General features: G+C 68.6%; 15 protein-coding genes and 1 tRNA gene. 10 read left to right on the top strand and 6 right to left on the bottom strand.

Annotated elements, in window-relative coordinates:
• Nucleotides 1-54 precede the first annotated feature (54 nt).
• The 5 genes from gltB to IM632_RS00150 are packed head-to-tail and all read left to right on the top strand — an operon-like array spanning nt 55 to nt 8515.
• Nucleotides 55-4689, top strand: a complete 4635-nt coding sequence (gene gltB, locus IM632_RS00170) for a glutamate synthase large subunit (RefSeq protein ID WP_296520717.1) — start codon at nt 55-57, stop codon at nt 4687-4689.
• A gap of 11 nt (nt 4690-4700) precedes the next feature.
• The gene (locus tag IM632_RS00165) at nt 4701-6152 is read left to right on the top strand and encodes a glutamate synthase subunit beta (protein WP_296497843.1); all 1452 of its coding nucleotides are present in this window, start codon (nt 4701-4703) and stop codon (nt 6150-6152) included.
• 47 nt (nt 6153-6199) lie between these two features.
• Nucleotides 6200-6919, top strand: a complete 720-nt coding sequence (locus tag IM632_RS00160; protein ID WP_296497846.1) for an SDR family oxidoreductase — start codon at nt 6200-6202, stop codon at nt 6917-6919.
• A gap of 14 nt (nt 6920-6933) precedes the next feature.
• Entirely contained in the window at nt 6934-7377 is a 444-nt protein-coding gene (locus IM632_RS00155; protein ID WP_296497848.1) for a DUF2834 domain-containing protein, read from the top strand.
• A 55-nt stretch (nt 7378-7432) separates the two neighbouring features.
• Complete coding sequence (locus IM632_RS00150) at nt 7433-8515, top strand: NAD-dependent epimerase/dehydratase family protein (RefSeq protein WP_296551895.1); 1083 nt, start codon at nt 7433-7435, stop codon at nt 8513-8515.
• Nucleotides 8516-8527: 12 nt separating this feature from the next.
• Here IM632_RS00150 and IM632_RS00145 read toward each other — a convergent pair whose 3' ends face one another.
• The 5 genes from IM632_RS00145 to gph all read right to left on the bottom strand — a co-directional run bounded on the left by IM632_RS00145 (nt 8528) and on the right by gph (nt 13664).
• A complete protein-coding gene (locus IM632_RS00145; protein ID WP_296480055.1) occupies nt 8528-9052 on the bottom strand; it encodes a hypothetical protein in 525 nt (174 codons plus the stop codon).
• Nucleotides 9053-9241: 189 nt separating this feature from the next.
• Nucleotides 9242-10300 carry a tyrosine-protein phosphatase gene (locus IM632_RS00140; protein ID WP_296480056.1) on the bottom strand — a complete coding sequence of 353 codons (1059 nt, stop codon included), beginning with the start codon at nt 10298-10300 and terminating at the stop codon, nt 9242-9244.
• Nucleotides 10301-10321: 21 nt separating this feature from the next.
• Nucleotides 10322-12574 carry a TonB-dependent receptor gene (locus IM632_RS00135; protein ID WP_296480057.1) on the bottom strand — a complete coding sequence of 751 codons (2253 nt, stop codon included), beginning with the start codon at nt 12572-12574 and terminating at the stop codon, nt 10322-10324.
• A gap of 249 nt (nt 12575-12823) precedes the next feature.
• Nucleotides 12824-12898, bottom strand: a tRNA-Val gene (locus IM632_RS00130).
• Between the two features lie 16 nt (nt 12899-12914).
• On the bottom strand, nt 12915-13664 hold the full coding sequence (gene gph / locus IM632_RS00125; protein ID WP_296480058.1) for a phosphoglycolate phosphatase: 750 nt from the start codon (nt 13662-13664) through the stop codon (nt 12915-12917).
• A gap of 101 nt (nt 13665-13765) precedes the next feature.
• Between gph and glmU the strand changes: the two genes are divergently transcribed.
• From glmU to IM632_RS00100, 5 genes are all read left to right on the top strand, one after another.
• On the top strand, nt 13766-15133 hold the full coding sequence (glmU, locus tag IM632_RS00120; protein ID WP_296480059.1) for a bifunctional UDP-N-acetylglucosamine diphosphorylase/glucosamine-1-phosphate N-acetyltransferase GlmU: 1368 nt from the start codon (nt 13766-13768) through the stop codon (nt 15131-15133).
• Nucleotides 15130-15813 carry a ribose-5-phosphate isomerase RpiA gene (rpiA, locus tag IM632_RS00115; protein WP_296480060.1) on the top strand — a complete coding sequence of 228 codons (684 nt, stop codon included), beginning with the start codon at nt 15130-15132 and terminating at the stop codon, nt 15811-15813. The genes glmU and rpiA overlap by 4 nt, the downstream gene beginning before the upstream one ends.
• Before the next feature lie 74 nt (nt 15814-15887).
• Nucleotides 15888-17258, top strand: a complete 1371-nt coding sequence (gene gor / locus IM632_RS00110; RefSeq protein ID WP_296480061.1) for a glutathione-disulfide reductase — start codon at nt 15888-15890, stop codon at nt 17256-17258.
• A gap of 2 nt (nt 17259-17260) precedes the next feature.
• A complete protein-coding gene (locus IM632_RS00105) occupies nt 17261-18454 on the top strand; it encodes an O-antigen ligase family protein (protein WP_296480062.1) in 1194 nt (397 codons plus the stop codon).
• A gap of 37 nt (nt 18455-18491) precedes the next feature.
• The gene (locus IM632_RS00100; RefSeq protein ID WP_296480063.1) at nt 18492-19871 is read left to right on the top strand and encodes a class II 3-deoxy-7-phosphoheptulonate synthase; all 1380 of its coding nucleotides are present in this window, start codon (nt 18492-18494) and stop codon (nt 19869-19871) included.
• A gap of 16 nt (nt 19872-19887) precedes the next feature.
• Here IM632_RS00100 and IM632_RS00095 read toward each other — a convergent pair.
• A partial coding sequence (locus IM632_RS00095; RefSeq protein WP_296551893.1) for a phospholipase D-like domain-containing protein occupies nt 19888-20550 on the bottom strand: 663 nt, incomplete at its 5' end.

Here is a 20550-nt window from a genome sequence, read left to right as displayed (position 1 = left end):
GGCTCTTGCGGCCGCGTTCGCGTGCGCCTTGAAACGATTGGAGTGGGGTTCGCCATGAGGGCTCCGGAGAAGCAAGGTCTTTACGATCCGCGCAACGAGCATGACTCTTGCGGGGTGGGATTTGTCGCCAACATCAAGGGGCGCAAATCGCATGAAGTCGTGGCCAGCGGTCTGGAGATTCTCATTAATCTCGACCACCGCGGCGCCGTCGGCGCCGACCCCCTGGTGGGCGACGGCGCCGGGATTCTGATTCAGATTCCTGACGTCCTGCTGCGCGACTGGGCTGGCGAGGCTGGCGTCGACCTGCCGGAGGCAGGCCGCTACGCCGTGGCCATGTGCTTCCTGCCCCAGGACCAGGAGACGCGCGACGTCGCCATCCAGCAGTTTGAGCACTTCCTGAAGGTCGAGGGCCAGGTCCTTCTCGGCTGGCGCGACGTGCCCACCGATACGACGGGGCTTGGCGCCGCCGTACTGGCCCAGATGCCTGTCATTCGTCAGGCCATCGTCGGCATGGGCCCGAATGTCAGGGACCAGGATGCCTTCGAGCGCAAGCTCCTGACCATCCGCAAGCAACTCCAGAACCCGCTGGCAGAGCTCGCCGTTCAGAAGAACCTGCCCAACCTGACCCAGCTCTACCTGCCTTCGTTCTCGACCCGGACGGTCGTCTACAAGGGTCTGCTCCTCGCCCACCAGGTGGGAAGCTTTTACTGCGACCTGCGCGATCCGCGCACCGTCTCGGCCCTCGCCCTCGTCCACCAGAGGTTCTCGACCAACACCTTCCCCTCCTGGAAGCTGGCCCACCCCTACCGGTTCATCGCCCACAACGGTGAGATCAACACTGTGCGGGGCAATGTGAACTGGATGAACGCCCGCCGGCGCAAGCTGGAGAGCGACCTCCTGGGTCCGGACCTCAACAAGATGTGGCCGCTGATCCCGCATGGCCAATCTGACACGGCCTGCCTGGACAACGCCCTGGAGCTTCTCATCGCCGGCGGGATTCCTCTCGCCCAGGCGGTGATGATGCTCATTCCCGAGGCCTGGGCGGGCAACCCGCTCATGGATCCCAAGCGCCGGGCATTCTACGAATATCATGCGGCCCTGATGGAGCCCTGGGACGGACCCGCCGCCGTGGCCTTCACGGACGGCCGCCAGATTGGCGCCACCCTGGACCGCAACGGCCTGCGCCCCGCCAGGTTCATCATCACCGACCAGGACCATGTCATCATGGCCTCGGAAGTGGGCGTTCTGCCCGTTCCCGACGAGCGCATCGTCCGCAAGTGGCGGCTGCAGCCCGGCCGGATGCTGCTGATCGACCTCGAGCAGGGCCGCATCATCGAGGACGAGGAGATCAAGCGCACCCTCGCCGACGCCGAGCCCTATGAGGAGTGGCTCTCGCGCACCCAGTTCAAGCTCGAGGACCTCGCTGAGGTCACCCCGGTCGAACCGCCGCCGCCGGCCGACCCGGTCAGCCTGCTCGATCGTCAGCAGGCCTTCGGCTACACTCAGGAAGACCTCTCCCACTTCCTGGAGCCCATGGCCCGGAGCGGCGACGATCCCGTCGGCTCCATGGGGTCGGACTTCCCCATCGCCGTGCTCTCGAAGCGCTCCAAGCTGCTCTACGATTACTTCAAGCAGAACTTCGCCCAGGTGACGAACCCGCCGATCGATCCGATCCGGGAAGAGCTGGTCATGAGCCTGGTCTCGATGATCGGGCCCCGCCCGAACCTGCTCGGTCGTCAGGCCGGCGCCCACAAACGCCTGGAAGTCTCCCAGCCCATCCTGACCAACGAGGACCTGGCCAAGATCCGGTCCATCCACCAGCTGCTGGACGGCGCCTTCCGAACCGCCACCCTGGACGCCACCTGGCCGGCCTCGGAGGGGGCGGCGGGCCTGGAGGCCGCCGTACAGCGGCTCTGCCGCGAAGCGACCGACCAGGTCCTCGCCGACAGCAACATCCTGATCCTGTCGGATCGTGAGGCGTCTGCGGACCGGATTCCGATCCCGGCGGCCCTGGCCACGGCGGCGGTGCACCACCACCTGATCCGCCAGGGCCTGCGCATGCAGACGGGCCTGGTCATCGAAACTGGCGAGGCCCGCGAAGTGCATCACTTCTGCGTCCTGGCCGGTTATGGCGCCGAGGCCGTGAACCCTTACCTCGCCTTCGAGACGCTAGAGGATCTCCGGGTCCGCAACAAGCTGCCGGAGACAGCCTACGAGGTCCGCAAGAATTACATCAAGGCGGTCGGCAAGGGAATTCTGAAGGTCATGTCCAAGATGGGCATCTCGACCTATCAGTCCTACTGCGGGGCCCAGATCTTCGATGCGGTGGGCCTGTCCAGCGAGTTCATCGAAGCCTTCTTCACCGGCACCGCCACCACCATTGAGGGCGCCGGCCTTGTGCAGATCGCCGAGGAGACGGTTCGTCGGCACCGGGACGCCTACGGCGACTCCCCGATCTACGCCGACATGCTCGACGTGGGGGGCACATACGCCTACCGGCTGCGCGGCGAGACCCACGCCTGGACTCCGGAGTCCGTCTCGCGCCTGCAACACGCCGTGCGCGGCAACCTGCCTGACGAGTACCGGGCCTTCGCCCAGTCCATCAACGACCAGGCGGAACGTCACCTGACCCTGCGCGGCCTGATGCGGTTCCGCAACGCCGAAACCCCGCTCAGCCTGGACGAGGTCGAGCCCGCCTCGGAGATCGTCAAGCGCTTCGCGACCGGGGCGATGAGCTTCGGATCGATCAGCCGCGAGGCGCACACCAACCTGGCCATCGCCATGAACCGGATCGGCGGCAAGTCGAACACTGGGGAGGGCGGCGAAGAGGCTGACCGCTTCAAGCCGCTGGCGAACGGTGACTCCCTGCGATCGGCGATCAAGCAGGTGGCCTCGGGCCGCTTCGGCGTGACCGCGGAGTACCTGGTCAACGCCGACGACATCCAGATCAAGATGGCTCAGGGCGCCAAGCCGGGAGAGGGTGGCCAGCTGCCCGGCCACAAGGTCGACGCCAACATCGCCCGGGTCCGTCACTCCACCCCCGGGGTCGGCCTGATCAGCCCGCCGCCGCACCACGACATCTACTCGATCGAGGACCTGGCCCAGCTCATCCACGACCTGAAGAACGTCAACCCGGCGGCCCGCATCTCCGTGAAGCTGGTGTCCGAGGTTGGCGTCGGCACGGTAGCGGCCGGCGTCGCCAAGGCCCGGGCCGACCACGTCACCATCTCTGGCTACGAGGGCGGCACGGGGGCCTCGCCCCTGACCTCCCTGACCCATGCGGGTTCTCCCTGGGAGATCGGTCTGGCCGAGACCCAGCAGACCCTCCTCCTCAACGGCCTGCGCTCGCGCATCGCCGTCCAGGCGGACGGGGGCCTGCGGACTGGCCGCGATGTGGCCGTCGCCGCCCTTCTGGGCGCTGACGAGTTCGGCTTCGCCACCGCGCCCCTGATCGCCTCCGGGTGCATCATGATGCGCAAGTGCCACCTGAACACCTGCCCGGTCGGGGTGGCCACCCAGGACCCGGTTCTTAGGGCCCGGTTCACCGGCCAGCCCGAGCACGTGATCAACTACTTCTTCTTCGTGGCCGAGGAGCTTCGCCAGATCATGGCCGAGCTGGGTTTCCGGACGGTCGCCGAGATGGTGGGCCGGGTGGATCGCCTCGACATGCAGCCGGCCGTCGACCACTGGAAGGCCGCCGGCGTCGACCTGTCGCGCATCCTGCATGACGGCGCTGCCCGCGATCGCGCGGTCCTGAGTAACCAGGACCGCCAGGAGCACGGACTGGAGAAGGCGCTGGACCAGCAGCTCATCGCTGACTGCGCAGAGGCCCTCGAGGGAAGCGGACCCGTGCGCGGAAGCTATCCGGTCCGGAACATCAACCGGACGGTCGGCGCCATGCTGTCGGGCGAGATCGCCCGCCGTCACGGCCACGCCGGCCTGCCGGACGGGTCCATCAGCCTGGCCTTCACCGGACAGGCGGGCCAGAGCTTCGGCGCCTTCGCAGCCCGGGGTCTCACCCTGGAGCTGACCGGTGACGGCAATGATTACGTCGGCAAGGGCCTTTCCGGCGGGCGGGTCATCGTCCGCCAGCCGGCGGGCGCCCGGCGCGACCCCACCGCCAACATCATCGTCGGCAACACGGTGCTCTACGGGGCCATCGCCGGTGAGGCCTACATCGAGGGGGTCGCCGGCGAACGCTTCGCGGTCCGCAACTCCGGGGCGGTGGCCGTGGTCGAGGGCGTGGGCGACCACGGCTGCGAGTACATGACCGGCGGCGTCGTCGTGGTCCTGGGCGATACCGGACGCAACTTCGCCGCCGGCATGTCCGGCGGCGTGGCCTATGTCTACGACCCGGCGCAGAAGTTCCCGCTGCTTTGCAATGCGGCCATGGTCGATCTGGAGCGGATCGATCCTACCATCGGCGGCGACGAAGGTCGCCCGAGCCAGCGGTCGCCTTCTGTGGAGGACTCCGGCATGGGTGACATGCTGTCGCATGACGCTGAACGTCTACGCATCCTGATTGAGCGTCACCTGCTGCACACCGGCTCGCGGCAGGCCGCCAGGATCCTGGAGACCTGGGACGCCTCCCTCGGCCAGTTCTGGAAGGTCATGCCGAAGGATTACCGCCGGGCCCTCACCGACCTCGCCGCCGCCCGCCGGGCCGGCGCCGCGGTCGCGGCAGAGTAAGGAGTCGAGACATGGGAAAGCCGACCGGATTTCTTGAGGTCAGCCGCAGGGACCGCGACTACCAGCCCCCCCAGGAGCGGCTCCGCAACTACCGTGAGTTCGTCAATCCGCTGCCGACACAGGAGCTGGTGGCCCAAGCCTCGCGCTGCATGGATTGCGGGATTCCGTTCTGTCACAACGGCTGCCCGGTGAACAACCAGATCCCGGACTTCAACAACCTCGTCTATCGCGAGCAGTGGAAGGCCGCCCTGGACAACCTGTTGTCCACCAATAACTTTCCCGAGTTCACCGGCCGGATCTGCCCCGCCCCCTGCGAGGCGTCCTGCACCCTGAACATCCAGGACACGCCGGTCACCATCAAGACGATCGAGTGCCAGATCATCGACCGGGGCTGGGAAGAGGGGTGGATCACCCCGCACATGGCGCCGCGCGGCACCGGCAAGCGGGTCGCCGTCGTCGGCTCCGGCCCCGCTGGCCTGGCCTGCGCCCAGCAGCTCGCCCGGGCCGGCCACGCTGTGACCGTCTTCGAGAAGAGCGACCGGATCGGCGGGCTGCTGCGCTATGGCATTCCCGACTTCAAGATGGAGAAGCACCTGATCGACAGGCGGGTCGCCCAGATGGAAGCGGAGGGCGTGATCTTCCGCACCAGCTTCGAGGTGGGGGTCAATGTCTCCGTTCAGCGCCTGATGGACGACTATGAGGTTCTGGTCATGGCCGGCGGCGCCGAGGCGCCCCGCGACCTCGAGATCGAGGGCCGGGAACTGGGCGGAATCTATTTCGCCATGGACTTCCTGACCCAACAGAACAAGCGCGTCGCCGGGGACGACGAACTGCGCGCGGCGCCCACCGGCGCCATCTCGGCCACCGGAAAGCATGTGGTGGTGATCGGCGGCGGCGACACCGGTTCGGACTGCATCGGCACCTCCAACCGCCACGGAGCCGCGTCGGTGACCCAGCTGGAGATCATGCCCCAGCCGCCAGAGCGCGAGAACAAGGCCCTCACCTGGCCGGACTGGCCCCTGCGCCTGCGCACCTCCTCCAGTCACCAGGAAGGCTGCGACCGCGAGTTCGCCGTCGCCACCAAGCGCGCGATCGGCTCCAATGGCCGGGTCGAGGCCCTCGAGTGCGTGCGCCTGGAGTGGGTGACCGGCCCTGATGGACGCCAGCAGATGCAGGAAGTGGCCGGCAGCGAGTTCCAGCTCAAGGCGGACCTTGTGCTCCTCGCCATGGGATTTGTCGGGCCGAAGAAGTCGGCGTTCACAGACCAGGCCGGCGTCGAGTTCGACGTCCGCGGCGCCGTCCGGGCCGATACCGTTTCCTACCAGACCTCGACGCCCGGGATCTTCTCCTGCGGCGATATGCGGCGGGGTCAATCCCTGGTGGTCTGGGCGATTCGCGAGGGTCGGCAGTGCGCCCACGCCGTGGACGCCCACCTTATGGGAACCTCGCGCCTGCCGCGTTGACCTGAAGGCGTTTGTCGCCTGCGCCAGCGGGGTCTAGGCTGGCGACCATGAGCGCCTCAGGTCCCCATATTCTCGTCACGGGCTCCACCCGGGGCATCGGCGCGGCGATTGTTGAGGTCCTGTCCGGTCGGGGCGCCCGGGTCGCCGGCCACGGTCGTTCGACGGAAGGAAATGTCCTTGGCGAAGACCTTGAGGCAGCGGGCGCCGGCGCTCGCCTCTGGACTCAGGCCCTGGCGCGTCTCGACGGCCGGATCGACGTACTGGTCAACAATGCCGGCGTCTTCGAGGCGGCTGGCGTTGATCTGCCGGATGCAGAGTGGGAGGCGGCCTGGGCGCGGACCCTCCAGATCAACCTCAGGGCCGCCGCCGACCTCTCGCGCCTTGCTGTGCGCCACTTCCTCGACCGTCCCGGGGGCGGGCGGATCATCAACGTCGCCAGCCGGGCCGCCTATCGGGGAGACTCCCCGGCCCACTGGCACTACGCCGCCTCCAAGGCCGGCATGGTCGCCATGACCAAGTCCATCGCCCGGGGCTTTGCGGCTCGCGGCGTCCTCGCCTTCGCCGTCTGTCCCGGCTTCACCCTGACGGGAATGGCGGAGGACTACCTGGCCAGCCGGGGCGGCGAGACGCTGCTCGCCGACATCCCCCTCGGCCGCGTCGCCGACCCGGAGGAGGTCGCCGCCGCCGTCGCCTTCCTCACCCTCGAGGCGCCGGCTTCCATGACCGGCGCCATCCTCGACATCAATGGCGCCAGTTACGTGCGCTGATACCGGAGGTTCTCATGCAGGAACGTTTCCTCTTCCCCGTGTTCCTGGTCCTCGCCCTCGCCGGGCTCGTCCTGACCTGGAGCCAGAACCTCGCCTATTTCGGGCCTGAGGCCGGTCCTGGCGGGATGATGGATTTCCTCAGGGACACGGTGGTGAACCCGGGCGCCAGGTCCATCGCTTTCGATATTCTCATCGTCGGCTGGGCCGCCTCCATCTGGATGGTGCTGGAGGGTCGCCGCAGGCGCATGAGGTGGGTCTGGCTCTATCCGGTCGTCGGCTGGAGCGTGGCCATGGCCTTCGCCTTCCCCCTGTTCCTCGCCATGCGGGAGCGGTCGCTGCGGACCCCGCCAGAGATCGAAGGACGCCTCGGAACCATCGACGGCGTCGGCCTGGGTCTTGTCTCGGCCTTCGTCCTTGTCCTTCTGGCCCTCGGGGTCCGCGCCGCCGGCCTGATTTGACAGCCGGGGCGCCAGGGTCCTTCCTGTCGCCCTTACGATCGCAGGGGAGGAAGACATGGCGCCCATTCCAAAGCGCGGGACCGTGGCCGTCACCGGGGCTGCGGGCTTCCTGGGCGGCTGGACCGTCCGGCTGCTGCTGGACAGGGGGTATCGCGTGCGGGCCTGCGTGCGCGACGTGGACGATCCCAGCCGGACCGCCTTCCTCAAGGCCATGCCCGGCTACGCCTCCGGCCGCCTGACCCTGCACGCCGCCGACCTCGATCGGGACGGCTGCTACGACGAGATCTTCCGGGGATGCCACGGCGTGGCTCACATCGCCCACGTGAGCACCTACGAGGACCAGGCCCATGTCGCCCGGGTCTGCGACCACATCATCCGCAGTGTGGAGGCCTCGGGGTCGGTCACCCGGGTGGTCCTGACTTCCTCCATCGCCGCCGTGATCTCCGAGGCCGACATCTACGAGGTGGCCCGGCGCCCGGTCTTCTACGAGGATCGCTACCCGGACGAATCCAACCCGAAGCGGACCCCGGATCGCGGCCAGGGCTATTCCATGGGAAAACTCCATGCCGAACGGGCCTTCGCGGACGCCGCCGAGTCCAGCGGTCGCTGGGACGCCATCACCTGCTGCCCGGGGGACAATGTCGGGCCCATCCTGTCCGCCCACCAGAAGGACATGGGCCCCTGGCAGCACAACATAGAGACCATGCTGCTGGGCAAGTACCTCCAGAACGGCGCCTACCGGCCGTGGATGACCGTGGACGTGCGCGACGACGCCCTGGCCCATATCGGCCTGCTGGAGAGCACCGAGGTGGCCAACGGCGAGCGGTTCATCGCCTGGTCCACCGACATGCGCAGGGTCGAGGACATCTGCGCCGACATCGACCGGCTCCTGCCCGAGATTGGCCACGATACGCCTGAGGTCACCGATCCCTTCCCGGAGCGGATCCAGGCGCGTGAGGCGGAGCTGCGGGCGGTCTGGGCCCTGGCGGACCTTCGAAACGACCGGATCCGTGCGGTCACAGGCATTGAGTTCCGCCCCCTGGATGACTCCATCCGGGATTGCGTGGAAAGCCTTCTGTCTGTGGCGGGCGTGAAGCCGAAGGTGCGGGAAGGTTTCATCCGCCCGGGGGCGATGTAAGCCCGCCGCCGGTCAGGGCGCGACAGGCTGGGCGTTGAACTGGCGCAAGACGTCGCGGGTGCTCGTCTGCCCGGTCCAGCCGCCGGTGAAGAGGACGTTGTCGATCTTCCAGCCGTTGTCGTTGACCAGCTTCACGTCGTCGGTCCAGCGGGTCTTGTAGCCCTTGTTGCGGAAGGTCACCGCCACCGAGGCCCTGTCGCCGAGTACGCGGGCCGGACCCATCTTGTAGCTGGTGTAGCCCTCGCTGAGGCCGGCGAAGATCTCGCCCTCCAGGATGTTGGGCTTGTCGCCAGGATTGGGGCCCGCCTTCGTCCGCGCGGCGGACTCGACTTCGTTGGCCTTGGCCCGCTCGACCTCGCTGGCCAGGGTCTTGCTCAGCCGCGCCGTCTCGGCCTGCCGGAAGTCACCTTCATAACTGTTGTAGAAACTGCTCACCGCCAGTCTCGGCGTGGGGATGCCCTCCGGAGCATGCTGGCAGGCGGACAGGACGACAAGGCTCGCGGCCGACAGGGCGAGGAGGCCAGGGTTGCGGATCATGGTCGGGCTCCGGAAACTGAGGCGCCGAACCTACCAGCGCTGCGCCGCTCAGGGTAGGGCCGTTGAGCCGCATCAAGGCGTCGCTCTCCGGCCCGCGTCCTGATCACCCCATGAGCGACACTCAGGCCCCTACCGTCGCGCCCCGCCTAAGTGCGGGTGTCCCAGGGCGTGCGGCGACAGTGAGCCGGCTTACTCCAGATAGAGCGCCCTCAGTCGGGCCAGTTCAGCCGGACCGACGCCCGCTTCAGCCTGGAGATAGGCGGCGACCGAGCCCCACCGCCGATCGACCTCCTCAAGCGCGAAGGTGAGATATCCGCGGCCGGAGCTGTCCTTCAGGGGTTGGGGCGTCAGGTACTTGGGGTCCTTCTGGTACTGGGCGTAGATCGCCGCGCCAGGGTTCGATGCAATCAGCTCCGGCGTCAGCTTGGGCATCTCGTACTGCGGCCGGCGATAGGTCGTCGACAGGTGGTAGTCCGCCAACACGGTCTGCATCGGCACGCCGAGGGCGCGCAGGATCAGGGCTGAGGCGAACCCGGTCCGGTCCTGGCCCGCGGAACAGTTGTAGACCACAGGTCCCTCGTTACGGAGCAGGCTGGCGAACAGGACCCGGACCTGAGGCGCCAGAAGTTGCGGGAAGCCGCGGTAGATCGCCTCCATATCCGGAACCCCCGCATTGCGGTTCTGGGCTATGGCGGCCATCGAGTAGCCCACGGACGAATAGGGAACACCCTCGATCTTCGAAGGCGCCAGCACGCGCTCCTCGCTGGACCGGAGATCGACCATCTGGGAGAGGCCCAGTTCCCGGACCCGGCGAAGGTCCTCGTCGGTCAGGGTTGGCGTGGCGCCCGAGCGGTAGATCCGGCCCCAGCGGACGGATCGCCCGTCCTCGGTCCGATAACCGCCGAGGTCCCGAAAGTTAGACCCCTGCGCCAGGGGGAGGACGCGCTCGGCCACCCGGGTCGCCTCTCCGTCTGCGGCATCGACCAACAGGAAGTAGGGGCGGCTGATCAGGTCCGCCGCGAACTCGTGCCGACCGTCCTTGTCGTCATCCGATACCAGTTTCATGCGCTCCCGGGGCGCGTCTGGGCGTTCTGAAGCGTAGACGTCTACCGGACCGGCTGCAGTCCAGCTGACAATGACCCGATCCGGCGCCGGGCGCTCGACACGCTCCCCGACGACACGGGCCTGTGACGTTCCGGCGGCGAGGCTGAGGGCCAGGGCGCCAGCAACGGTAAAGAACCTGATCATGGAGTCGGTTTCCTCGTGAGGTCAGTAGCGGAAGGTCAGGTCCAGGCCGTAGGTCCGGGGCTCGTTGAACATCCCGAACACGCCTTGGGCGGCGGCGGCGCCGGCGCTGCGATAGAAGACGTAGGCGGCGTCGAAGAGGTTGCGGGACCAGAGGCTGGCCTCCATCCGCACACTGTCCGTGATCCGGATGTCTGTCAGGGCCAGACGGCCGTTCCAGACCGTTGAGGCGTCGGAGAAGGTGGCCTCTCCGGATGAGCCCCGGTAGCCGTCCGCGAAGTTGGCGTCGAGGTGGGCCCGCAGGGTCATGTCGCCGATCGAGCGGAGATAGTCGATGGAGGCGCTGAGGGCGTTCTTCGGCGTGTAGACGATGTAGACAGGTTGCAAACGCCCGCCGGCGAAGGGATTGGCGGCGACGGGGAGGTGGCTGGTGGTGAAGGCGTAGTTCGCCGCCAGGGTCAGCCCGGTGACCGGCGCAATGGTGAAATCGACCTCGAGGCCCTCGATGCGGCCGCGCCCGGGGGCGTTCACCGTTTCAAGAGTGCCGCGGTTGCTGTTGTTGAGGTTGACCGCCGAGAAGTCGATCTGGATGTCCGTGTAGCGGGTGGTGAAGGCTGCGACGTTCAGGCGAGCCCGCCGGTCCCAGAACTCGCTCTTGACGCCGGCCTCGGTGGTGGCGACCTCCTCCGGCCCGAAGGCGCGATAGCTGACCGAGCGCGAGTTCGCCCCACCCGCCCGGTATGCCGTACCCCACTTGGCGTAGACGCTGGTCGTCTCGGTCAGGTCGAACAGGGCCGAGACCGAGGGATCGAAGCGTTCGTCCTCGAAGGTGAAGGCGAGGGCGGTCACGGCGCCGTTCACCCGGGTCAGCTCGCCGCTCTTCTTGTCCTGGGTGAAGCGGCCGCCCGCCGTCAGCCGTAGCCGGCCGTCGAGGGCGCTGGGGATCCATGTCGCCTGGCCGAACAGGGCGGTGCTGGTGGCCCGGGCGGTGCTAGCCCGGTCCGGGAAGGGCCAGCGGGCGCCTGCCAGCAGGCTCGGCAGGCGGGTCGCCGCGGTGCCGGTGGCGTTCCACTGCAGGGTGTTGGGCGTCCAGGCGTCGTCCTCACCCTCTTCGTGGTAGTAGTAGGCGCCGACGACATAGGTCAGGTCGCCGAGGGATCCGAGAGCCTGGAGCTCGTGGCTGACCTGATCCTGTCGCAGGGAGGCGAGGCTGTAGCGGGCGAACTGGCCATTGGGGACGAAGACCCCGGCGTGGGCGCCGATCCCATTGTCGTACTGGCTCTGCTTGAGGCGCCGGTAGGCCGAGATTGTGCGGAGCTCCAGGTCCTCCGACGGCGACCAGGACAGGTGCAGGGCCCAGCCCTGGGTCCGGCCGACGCTGTCCTCCTGGGGCACGCCGATGTCCGCGACCTTCGCCCGGTCGGACTGGATTTTGACCAGCGGCGCCAGGGCCGGGGAAGTGGGCGTCTTGGACAGGAGCTGCACATAGTAGGGCGTCGTCCCGTCATAGGCTTCGTCGAAGTCCAGCCGGGCCTCGAAGTCGTCGGTCGGCGACCAAAGGACGCCCACGTGGATACCGGCCCGGTCAATGGCGTTGAAGTCCGACTGGCCCTCCATCGGGTTGTCCGTTGTGCCGTCGCGCTTGCTGACGATCCCGTCGATCTTGACGGCGAGGTTGTTCCACTCCGGAAGGTCGAGGTGGGTCTCGGCGCTGTATCCGCCGAAGTTGCGTACGCCGAAGCTCTGGCGCAGGCCCAACTCGCCCGAGGGCTTACGGCTGACAATGCTCACGGCGCCGCCGGTCGAGTTCCGGCCGAACAGCGCGCCCTGCGGTCCCTTCAGCACTTCGATCCGCTCGATGTCGTAAAGCGTGGCGCCGAGGCCCTGGGATCGTCCCAGGTAAACCCCGTCGATATAGACGCCGACACCCGCGTCTCGGCTGGGCTGGTTGGCGTCGAAGGGGACGATGCCGCGAATGCCCACCGTCAGCGCCGAAGTCCGTGAGAAGAACGGCGCCACCCGCAGGGAGGGGATCCCCGTGGTCAGGTCCGCAAGGCTCTGGATGCGCCGGTCGGCGAGTTGCTCCGCGCCGAGCACCGAGGCGGCCACGGGCGTCTTCTGAAGGTTGGTCTCGCGCTTCTCTGCAGTGACGATCACCTCCGCGAGCATGCCCTCGTCGGCGTCCTCGGCTGCAAGCGCGGGCCCGGAGAGGGCGAGGAAGGCGGCGCCCGCCAGAAGGGCGTGGCGACGGATCGGGTGAAGTCGAGAAAGATACATGGGAGCCTCCAGCAGGCCCCCTGACTGCCCATGCCCGATGTCACGCCGGTGTCAGTTCGGCGTCGCCAAGGCGACGTTCGCGCGACGCTTCGGTGACGCCGAGCTCAGACCACTGCTTCCAGAGGCGACAGGCCCAGGGTCCGACTTCGCAACCATGGCCCGTGGGACATGGCCCAGATTTGAGACATTGGTATGCCCACCTCCGACGGGGCGCGGGGTGGACCAATGGATCGCGGAGGCGAGGAATCCTGGTGGATGCGACAGGGATCGAACCTGTGACCCCCTCGGTGTGAACGAGGTGCTCTACCGCTGAGCTACGCATCCGCCGGAAGGGTTGCGGCTATAGCCTGCCCGCCTGTGCGCCGCAAGCCGGCCCTGCCGGGTCGCCGCGGCCCCCATCCGGCGCCAGAAGCTCCAGGCAGGCGGGCATGAGGTCATCGAAGTGATCGATCAGCCGGTCAGGCCGCAGTTCCCAGGCCGGGACTTCTGTGTAGCCGAAGCTGACGAGGACCAGGGGCGCTCCGGCGGCCCGGGCGGCGCCGGCGTCCGTGCCTGCGTCACCGACCATGACCGCCCGACGGATGTCGCCGCCTGCGGCCTGCACCGCCAGCTCCAGGTGCCGCGGATCCGGCTTGGGCGCGGGGGCGAGGTCGGCGCCGATCACGGCGTCGAAATGGCGGGAAAGGTCGAGGGCGTCGAGGATCGGCGTCGAAAGCCGGGTCAGCTTGTTGGTGCAGACCGCCAGCCGGGCGCCGGCGGCGCGCAGGGCCGCAAGGCTCTCGGGCACGCCGGGGAAGGGGCGGGTGAGGTCGGCGCTGTGCAGGTTGTAATGGTCGATGAAGCGCTCGAAGAGAGCCTCCAGGTCTGCGCCCTCGACCGCGAGACCGTGGACCTCGAAGCCGCGCTGGATCAGTCGCCGTGCGCCGTGGCCGATCAGGCTGCGGCCCTGGTCGAAGGGCAGGGGGGCGATTCCCTCTTCGCCCAGGAGATGGTTCAGCGTCCCCACCAGGTCGGGGGCCGAATCCACGAGGGTGCCGTCGAGGTCGAAGGCGATGACGGCGCCGGCCAGGGGCTGTGCGGTAGGCGGCATGGACGCTCCTGTGAAGAGGGGCCTGGGGCGGGGACTCCGCTGGCGGTTTCGGCTAAAGCCGCCATGATGACTATCTCGCCTGCGATTCCGGGGTTTCCGCCATGACCGCCCGCGCCGCCGTCATCCTCGCCGCCGGGCAGGGGACCCGGATGAAATCCCCCATCCCCAAGATACTGCACCGGGTGGGGGGGCGCACCCTGCTGGACCGCGTCGTCGATACGGTGCTCGAGACCGGCTGCGAGCGGGTGGTGGTGGTCGTCGGAACCCATAGTCCCGAGGTTCGCCAGCTTGTGGAGAGGCGGCTGGGCGCCGGGGCCGTGGCCGTACAGGACCCTCCCCTGGGCACCGGTCACGCCGTCCTCGCGGCCGGGCCCGCCCTGGCGGACTTCGACGGCGACGTGATGGTGGTTAATGGCGACTGCCCCCTGCTGCAGCCTGAGGATCTCGACCCGCTCTTCAGCCTGCGCGCAGCGGGGACGGACCTCGCCCTGCTCGGCTTTCGCCCCACCGACGCCCTGCTCTACGGGCGAATCCTGAGCGGACCCGGGGGTGAGGTCCTGCGTATCGTCGAGGCCCGCGACGCCTCGCAGGAGGAGCTGGCCGTTCGGGAGTGCTACGCCGGCATGCTCTGCGCCGACCGGACGCGCCTCTTCGGCTGGCTCTCCCGGGTCACCAACGCCAACGCCAAGGGCGAGTACTACCTGACCGACGCCGTCGCCATCGCCGCCAGCGAGGGCGGTCGCGTGCGGGCCCACTACGCCCCCGAGAGCGCCGTGATGGGCGCCGACACTCCCGCCCAGCTGGCCCAGGCCGAGGCGGTCTTCCAGCAGCGTCGCCGGACCCATTTCCTGTCCGAGGGCGTGGTCATGCCGGCGCCCGACACCGTGCACTTCTCCTGGGACACGCAGATCGAGGCCGGCGTCCAGGTCGAGCCCTATGTGGTCTTCGCCCCCGGGGTCAGCATCGCCACCGGTGCGGTGATCCGGGCCTTCAGCCACCTGGAGGGCGCCAGGGTCGGCCCCGGCGCCCTGATCGGGCCCTATGCCCGACTGCGTCCCGGCGCGGACATCGGCGAGGAGGTCCACATCGGCAACTTCGTCGAGGTCAAGAAGGTCCGCCTGGACAAGGGCGCCAAGGCCAATCACCTGTCCTACCTGGGCGATGGCACGGTGGGCGCGGGGGCCAACATCGGCGCCGGCACGATCTTCTGCAACTACGACGGCTTCGACAAATACGAGACCCATGTGGGCCCGGGCGCCTTCATCGGGTCGAACACGGCCATCGTCGCCCCCCGTTCCATCGGCGCAGGGGCCATGACGGGGTCGGGCTCGGTCATCGTCCGCGACGTCCCGGATGACGCCCTGGCCGTCGCCCGGGGCGAGCAGAGCAACAAGGCGGGCTGGGCCGCCACCTTCCGGGCCCGCAAGGCCGCTGAGAAGCTCGCCCGAAAGAACAAGGCCGGCGCATGAGCGCCGAGGACCAGAAGCAGGCCGCCGGCGAGGCCGCCGCCGCCCTCGTCCAGCCCGGCATGGTGGTGGGCCTGGGCACCGGCTCCACCGCCGCATGGTTCGTGCGGGCCTTGGCGGCACGGAAGCTGGACATCGTCGGCGTGGCCACCTCCCGGTCCACTGCGGCCCTGGCCCAGGAGCTGGGGATCCGCATCGCCGAGCTGGGCGAAACCGGCCCCATCGATCTGACCGTGGACGGCGCCGACGAGATCGGGCCGGCCCTGTCCCTCATCAAGGGCGGCGGCGCGGCCCTGCTGCGGGAGAAGCTCGTCTGGGAGGCCTCCCGCCGCTGCGTGGTGATCGCCGACGCCGGCAAACGCGTCGCCCGCCTGGGGGCTTTTCCCCTGCCTGTGGAGGTGGTGGCGTTTGGGCATACGATCACCCTGGACCGGATCTGTGACGCGCTTTCGGAGTGCGACATAGGCGCCGCCCCCCGGCTGCGCCTGAAGGAAGGTTCGCCTGTCCTGACCGATGGGGGCAACGTGATCTACGACATCGCCTGCGGCCGGATCGACGCCCCGGCAGCCCTGGCGGCGGCGCTGAAGTCGGTGACCGGCGTGGTCGACCACGGCCTCTTCCTGGACCTCGCCGACCTCGCCCTGGTGGCGACGGACGCCGGTGTTCAGGAGATTGAGCCTTAGCCGCCAAGGCTCGCATTCAACAGCGGCCTGAATTGCTCTAGGGTCGCGCCGCCTGCGCCCCGGGGAGCCCGATCATGAGCCAGTTCGACTACGACCTCTTTGTCATCGGCGCCGGGTCCGGCGGTGTCCGGGCAGGTCGTCTGGCCGCGGCCTCGGGCGCCAAGGTGGCCGTGGCCGAGGAATACCGGGTCGGCGGCACCTGTGTCATACGGGGCTGCGTGCCGAAGAAGTTCATGGTCTACGCCTCGGAGTTCCCCCACCACGCCCATATCGCGGAGGGCTACGGCTGGTCAGCCTCAGGCGCGACCTTCGACTGGGCCCGCTTCCGGGAGGCCAAGGATCGTGAGATCGCGCGCCTTTCGGGGCTCTATGTCGCCAACCTCACCCGTTCGGGCGGCGAGATCCTGGAGGGTCGCGCCATGCTGACCGGCCCCCAGAGCCTGCAGGTCGAGGGCAGGGGGGCGGTGACGGCGCAGCGCATCCTCATCGCCACGGGCGGTCGGCCCTGGAAACCGGAGGACCTGCCGGGGGCGGACCTCGCCATCACCTCCGAGGGGGCGTTTGATCTCCCGGCCCTGCCTGAGCGGATGATCATCGTCGGCGGCGGCTTCATCGCGGTGGAATTCGCCGGGATCTTCAACGGCCTGGGGGTCGACGTGACCCTCGTCTACCGGGGCGACCAGGTCCTGCGGGGCTTTGACGAGGACATCCGCTCGCACGTCGCTGCCGAGATCCAGCGCCGGGGGGTAAAGCTTATCCTCGGGGCGCATCCTGTCGAAATCTCAGGCCGTTCCGGCGATCTGCAGTGCCACCTGTCTGACGGACAGGTCCTTGCGGCCGGCGAGGTGATGCTGGCGACCGGGCGCAAGCCTCACACCCGCGGGCTGGGCCTGGAGTCGGCAGGGGTGGAGACGGGTCCCAATGGCGAGATTCGGGTGGACGCCTGGTCGAAGACCTCTGCCGCCAGCGTCTGGGCGGTGGGTGACGTCACCGACCGGATCAACCTGACCCCCGTCGCTATCCGCGAGGGCGCCGCCTTCGCCCGCACCGAGTTCTACGGCCAGCCGACCCGCTTCGACCACGAGACGGTGGCTTCCGCCGTCTTCAGCCAGCCCCCCGTGGGGACGGTGGGCCTGACCGAGGCCGAGGCCCGCGCCATCTATCCCAACATCGATATCTACCGCTCGCGTTTCCGGCCGATGAAGGAGACCTTCTACGGCGGCCAGGAGCAGGCCCTGGTGAAGCTGGTGGTCGACGCCGACAGCCAGCGGATGCTGGGCTGCCACGTGGTGGGGCCGGACGCACCGGAGATCATCCAGATGGCCTCCATCCCGCTCAAGCTGGGGGTCACCAAGGCCCAGTGGGACTCCGCCTGCGCCGTCCATCCCACCCTGGCGGAGGAACTGGTGACGCTCAGCGAGCCGGTTCCCCGGACTGTCGCCTGACCTTGCCCGCCGCCCAGACATCGCCGGGCCGCTGGACCGCCGGGGTGATCGCAGGACTGCTGGTCCTGACCCCCCTGCTGGGCTGGGCGGGTTCCCTCGGTTTCGCCCCTGCCGTCGCCCTTGCGGGCCTGCTCACGGCGCTGTCCGTGAGGATCCGGACGGAGGACCGGGCCCTCCTGCTGGCCCTCTTCACGGCCCTGGTCTGGGCCTGCGCCTCGGCCTTCTGGAGCCCCTGGCGCCCCGCAGACCTCGAAGGACAGACGGGGCTGAAGCTGGTCTTCATGCTGGCCCTCTACGGCTGCGCGGTCAGTGCAGCGCGGGCGGTTCCCAAGTTTCGGCTTCCCAGGCTCCTGAGCGGACTTGCGACGTCCGCCGGGGTGCTGGCGTTCCTCCTCCTTTTCGAGGCCGTAACCTCCGCCGCAGGCTACAAGGTCCTGTTGGGCCTGATCGGCCAGGCTGTGCGCCCTGACTATGCGATCAAGAACGTCGCTCAGGGTCTCTATGTCCTGACCCTGCTGGCGCCGCCGGCCCTGGCTGCGGTCAGCGGGCGGACCCGGTGGGTCCTGGGCGGGTTGCTGGGCGCCGGGATCATCGGACCGGCCCTCGTCTTCGGCTATGACGCGCCCCTCCTGGCCCTCGCCTGCGCCGTCCTCGCGGCGGGCCTGGTCTTGGGCCTTCCCTTCCTCGGTCCACGTCTCCTGGCGGGACTGAGCGCGGGTGGGGTCCTGCTGGCGCCTGTTCTGGCGAAGGGGGCCTTCGCCCTTGGACTTGATGAGCGCATCGCCCCCTTCCTTTCGGAGTCCTGGCTTCAACGCCTGGGCTACTGGAGGAAGGCGGTTGAATGGATCTGGGCTCGTCCCCTTCCAGGGTGGGGGCTGGATGCGAGCCGCGCCTTCGGACCGGGCATCCAGCTTCATCCCCACAACGCTCCCCTGCAGATCTGGATGGAGCTCGGCCTGATCGGAGCGGTCGCCGCCGCCATCGTCTGGGCGGCGATCTTCTCGGGCCTGTCGCGCCCGACCCGCACGCCGGCTGCGGCGGCCGCCTCGGCCACGGCGGTCGCCTACCTGGTGTTCGGCGCCGTCAGTTTCGGGGTCTGGCAGGAGTGGTGGCTGGCCCTGGGCGCCCTTTCCGCCCTGGCCTGCATCCTCGTCCTGCGCGCCCGGCCTATCGACGTTTCGGCCCGTTCCGTATAGAACGCCGCGCCCGCCGATGCGGGTGCGGAGTTGAGACATGAGCCCTTCCTGGAGCCCTTCCACCTGGCGGTCCCGTCCCGGCAAGCATATGCCGGAGGACTATCCCGACGCCAACGCCCTGGTCGGGGTGGAGCAGACCCTGCGCGGCATGCCGCCCCTGGTCTTCGCCGGTGAAGCCCGCCGGCTGACCTCGCTGCTGGCGGACGTCGAGGCCGGGCGCGCCTTCCTCCTCCAGGGCGGCGACTGCGCCGAGAGCTTCAAGGAGTTCCACGCCGACAACATCCGGGACACCTTCCGCCTCATTCTCCAGATGGCGGTCGTCCTGACCTTCGCCGGCGGCAAGCCGGTGGTGAAGGTCGGGCGCATGGCGGGCCAGTTCGCCAAGCCGCGCTCCTCCCCGACCGAGACCGTCGGCGATGTCACCCTGCCGTCCTACCGCGGCGACATCATCAACGGCATGGACTTCGACGCCGTCTCGCGGACCCCGGATCCGCAGCGCCTGCTCCAGGCTTACAGCCAATCCGCCGCGACCCTGAACCTGCTGCGCGCCTTCGCCGGCGGCGGCTACGCCGACCTGCACAACATCCATCGCTGGACCCTCGGCTTCGTCGACGACAGCCCCCAGGGCGCCCGCTACCGGGCCCTGTCGGAGAAGATCTCCGAGGCTCTCGCCTTCATGGCCGCAATCGGCGTGACGCCCGAGACCCATCCCGACCTTCACCGGGTCGAGTTCTTCACCTCCCACGAGGCCCTGCTGCTCGGCTTCGAGGAGGCCATGACCCGGGTCGATTCGACCTCCGGCGATTGGTACGACACCTCCGCCCACCTGCTCTGGATCGGCGAGCGGACCCGGCAGCTGGACGGCGCCCACGTCGAGTTCTTCCGGGGCATCCGCAACCCCATCGGCCTCAAGGTGGGGCCGACCCTGGAGGGCGCAGACCTGCTGCGGCTGATCGAGGTCCTGAACCCGGGTAACCAGCCCGGCCGGCTGACCCTCTACGGCCGTTTCGGTCACGACAAGATCGCCGCCCGCCTGCCGGGCCTCCTCAGGGCGACCCGCGCGGCGGGCGCCCGGGTCGTCTGGGCGATCGATCCCATGCACGGCAATACCCTGACCGCCGCCACCGGCTACAAGACCCGACCCTTCGACCGGATTCTGTCCGAGGTGAAGAGCTTCGTGGAAATCTGCCGGTCCGAGGGCGTTCACCCCGGCGGCGTCCATCTGGAGATGACGGGGCAGAACGTCACGGAGTGCCTGGGCGGTGCACGGGCCCTGTCCGAGGGCGACTTGGCCGATCGCTACCACACCCACTGCGACCCGCGTCTGAATGGCGAGCAGGCCCTTGAGCTCGCCTTCCTGGTCGCCGAGAAGCTGAAGGAAGAGCGGCTCGCCGAGGCCCTGAAGCAGGCGGTCTGACCTCCGGCCCGCGCCCTCAGAGCAGATGCTCGATAGGCGCGACGGCCAGCAGCCGCAGCAGGAAGCGCTGGAACAGGTTCACGTCCGGCTCGCGCGTCAGAACCCGCCCGTCCGCGCTGGCGAGATCCTTCCAGACGACCCGCCCCTTTCGGGTCTGAAGCTCGTAGGCGGTGTTGCGGACCCCCTCGTCGAAATAGGTCCCGACGCCTTGCGCCGCGGGGGCGCTGCGGAGGATGAGGCCCATCTCCGTATTGAGGTTCACGGAGCGCGGGTCGAAGTTGAACGAGCCCACGAAGATCTTCTCGCCGTCCACGGCGAAGGTCTTGGCGTGCAGGGTTGACCGCGAGTTCAGGCCCGCGAACTCCAGATCGGGTTCCTCGACGGGTTCGCCGGTCGGCTTGAACTCGAACAGCCGCACACCGCCCTCCAGCAGGTCCCGGCGGTACTTGGAATAGGCGGCGTGCACAGGGGTGGAGTTCGTCGCTTTGGCGGAATTGGTCAGGACCCGCACGTCGACGCCCCGCGCCCGGAGCGCGACGAGACCTTCGACCCAGTCGTCGCTCGGGATAAAGTATGGAGAGATCACAAGCAGCGATTGGCTCGGGGCGCCGATCTCCCGCCGGATCTGCTCCCGGATCGGATCGAAGGCGTGCGGGGCATCCGGCCTGGCATAGAGCTT

The sequence above is a fragment of the Phenylobacterium sp. genome, assembly GCF_020402505.1.
Taxonomy (GTDB): Bacteria; Pseudomonadota; Alphaproteobacteria; order Caulobacterales; family Caulobacteraceae; genus Phenylobacterium.
Note: the sequence above shows the minus strand (reverse complement) of the source record. Positions and strands in the feature narration are given on the sequence as shown.

Coding starts and splice junctions, on each gene's coding strand:
- IM632_RS00160 (WP_296497846.1), top strand. CDS start 6,200: ATGAGCGCCTCAGGTCCCCATATTCTCGTCACGGGCTCCACCCGGGGC.
- IM632_RS00155 (WP_296497848.1), top strand. CDS start 6,934: ATGCAGGAACGTTTCCTCTTCCCCGTGTTCCTGGTCCTCGCCCTCGCC.
- gor (WP_296480061.1), top strand. CDS start 15,888: ATGAGCCAGTTCGACTACGACCTCTTTGTCATCGGCGCCGGGTCCGGC.
- IM632_RS00145 (WP_296480055.1), bottom strand. CDS start 9,052: ATGATCCGCAACCCTGGCCTCCTCGCCCTGTCGGCCGCGAGCCTTGTC.
- IM632_RS00150 (WP_296551895.1), top strand. CDS start 7,433: ATGGCGCCCATTCCAAAGCGCGGGACCGTGGCCGTCACCGGGGCTGCG.
- IM632_RS00100 (WP_296480063.1), top strand. CDS start 18,492: ATGAGCCCTTCCTGGAGCCCTTCCACCTGGCGGTCCCGTCCCGGCAAG.
- rpiA (WP_296480060.1), top strand. CDS start 15,130: ATGAGCGCCGAGGACCAGAAGCAGGCCGCCGGCGAGGCCGCCGCCGCC.
- gltB (WP_296520717.1), top strand. CDS start 55: ATGAGGGCTCCGGAGAAGCAAGGTCTTTACGATCCGCGCAACGAGCAT.
- gph (WP_296480058.1), bottom strand. CDS start 13,664: ATGCCGCCTACCGCACAGCCCCTGGCCGGCGCCGTCATCGCCTTCGAC.
- IM632_RS00135 (WP_296480057.1), bottom strand. CDS start 12,574: ATGTATCTTTCTCGACTTCACCCGATCCGTCGCCACGCCCTTCTGGCG.
- glmU (WP_296480059.1), top strand. CDS start 13,766: ATGACCGCCCGCGCCGCCGTCATCCTCGCCGCCGGGCAGGGGACCCGG.
- IM632_RS00165 (WP_296497843.1), top strand. CDS start 4,701: ATGGGAAAGCCGACCGGATTTCTTGAGGTCAGCCGCAGGGACCGCGAC.
- IM632_RS00140 (WP_296480056.1), bottom strand. CDS start 10,300: ATGATCAGGTTCTTTACCGTTGCTGGCGCCCTGGCCCTCAGCCTCGCC.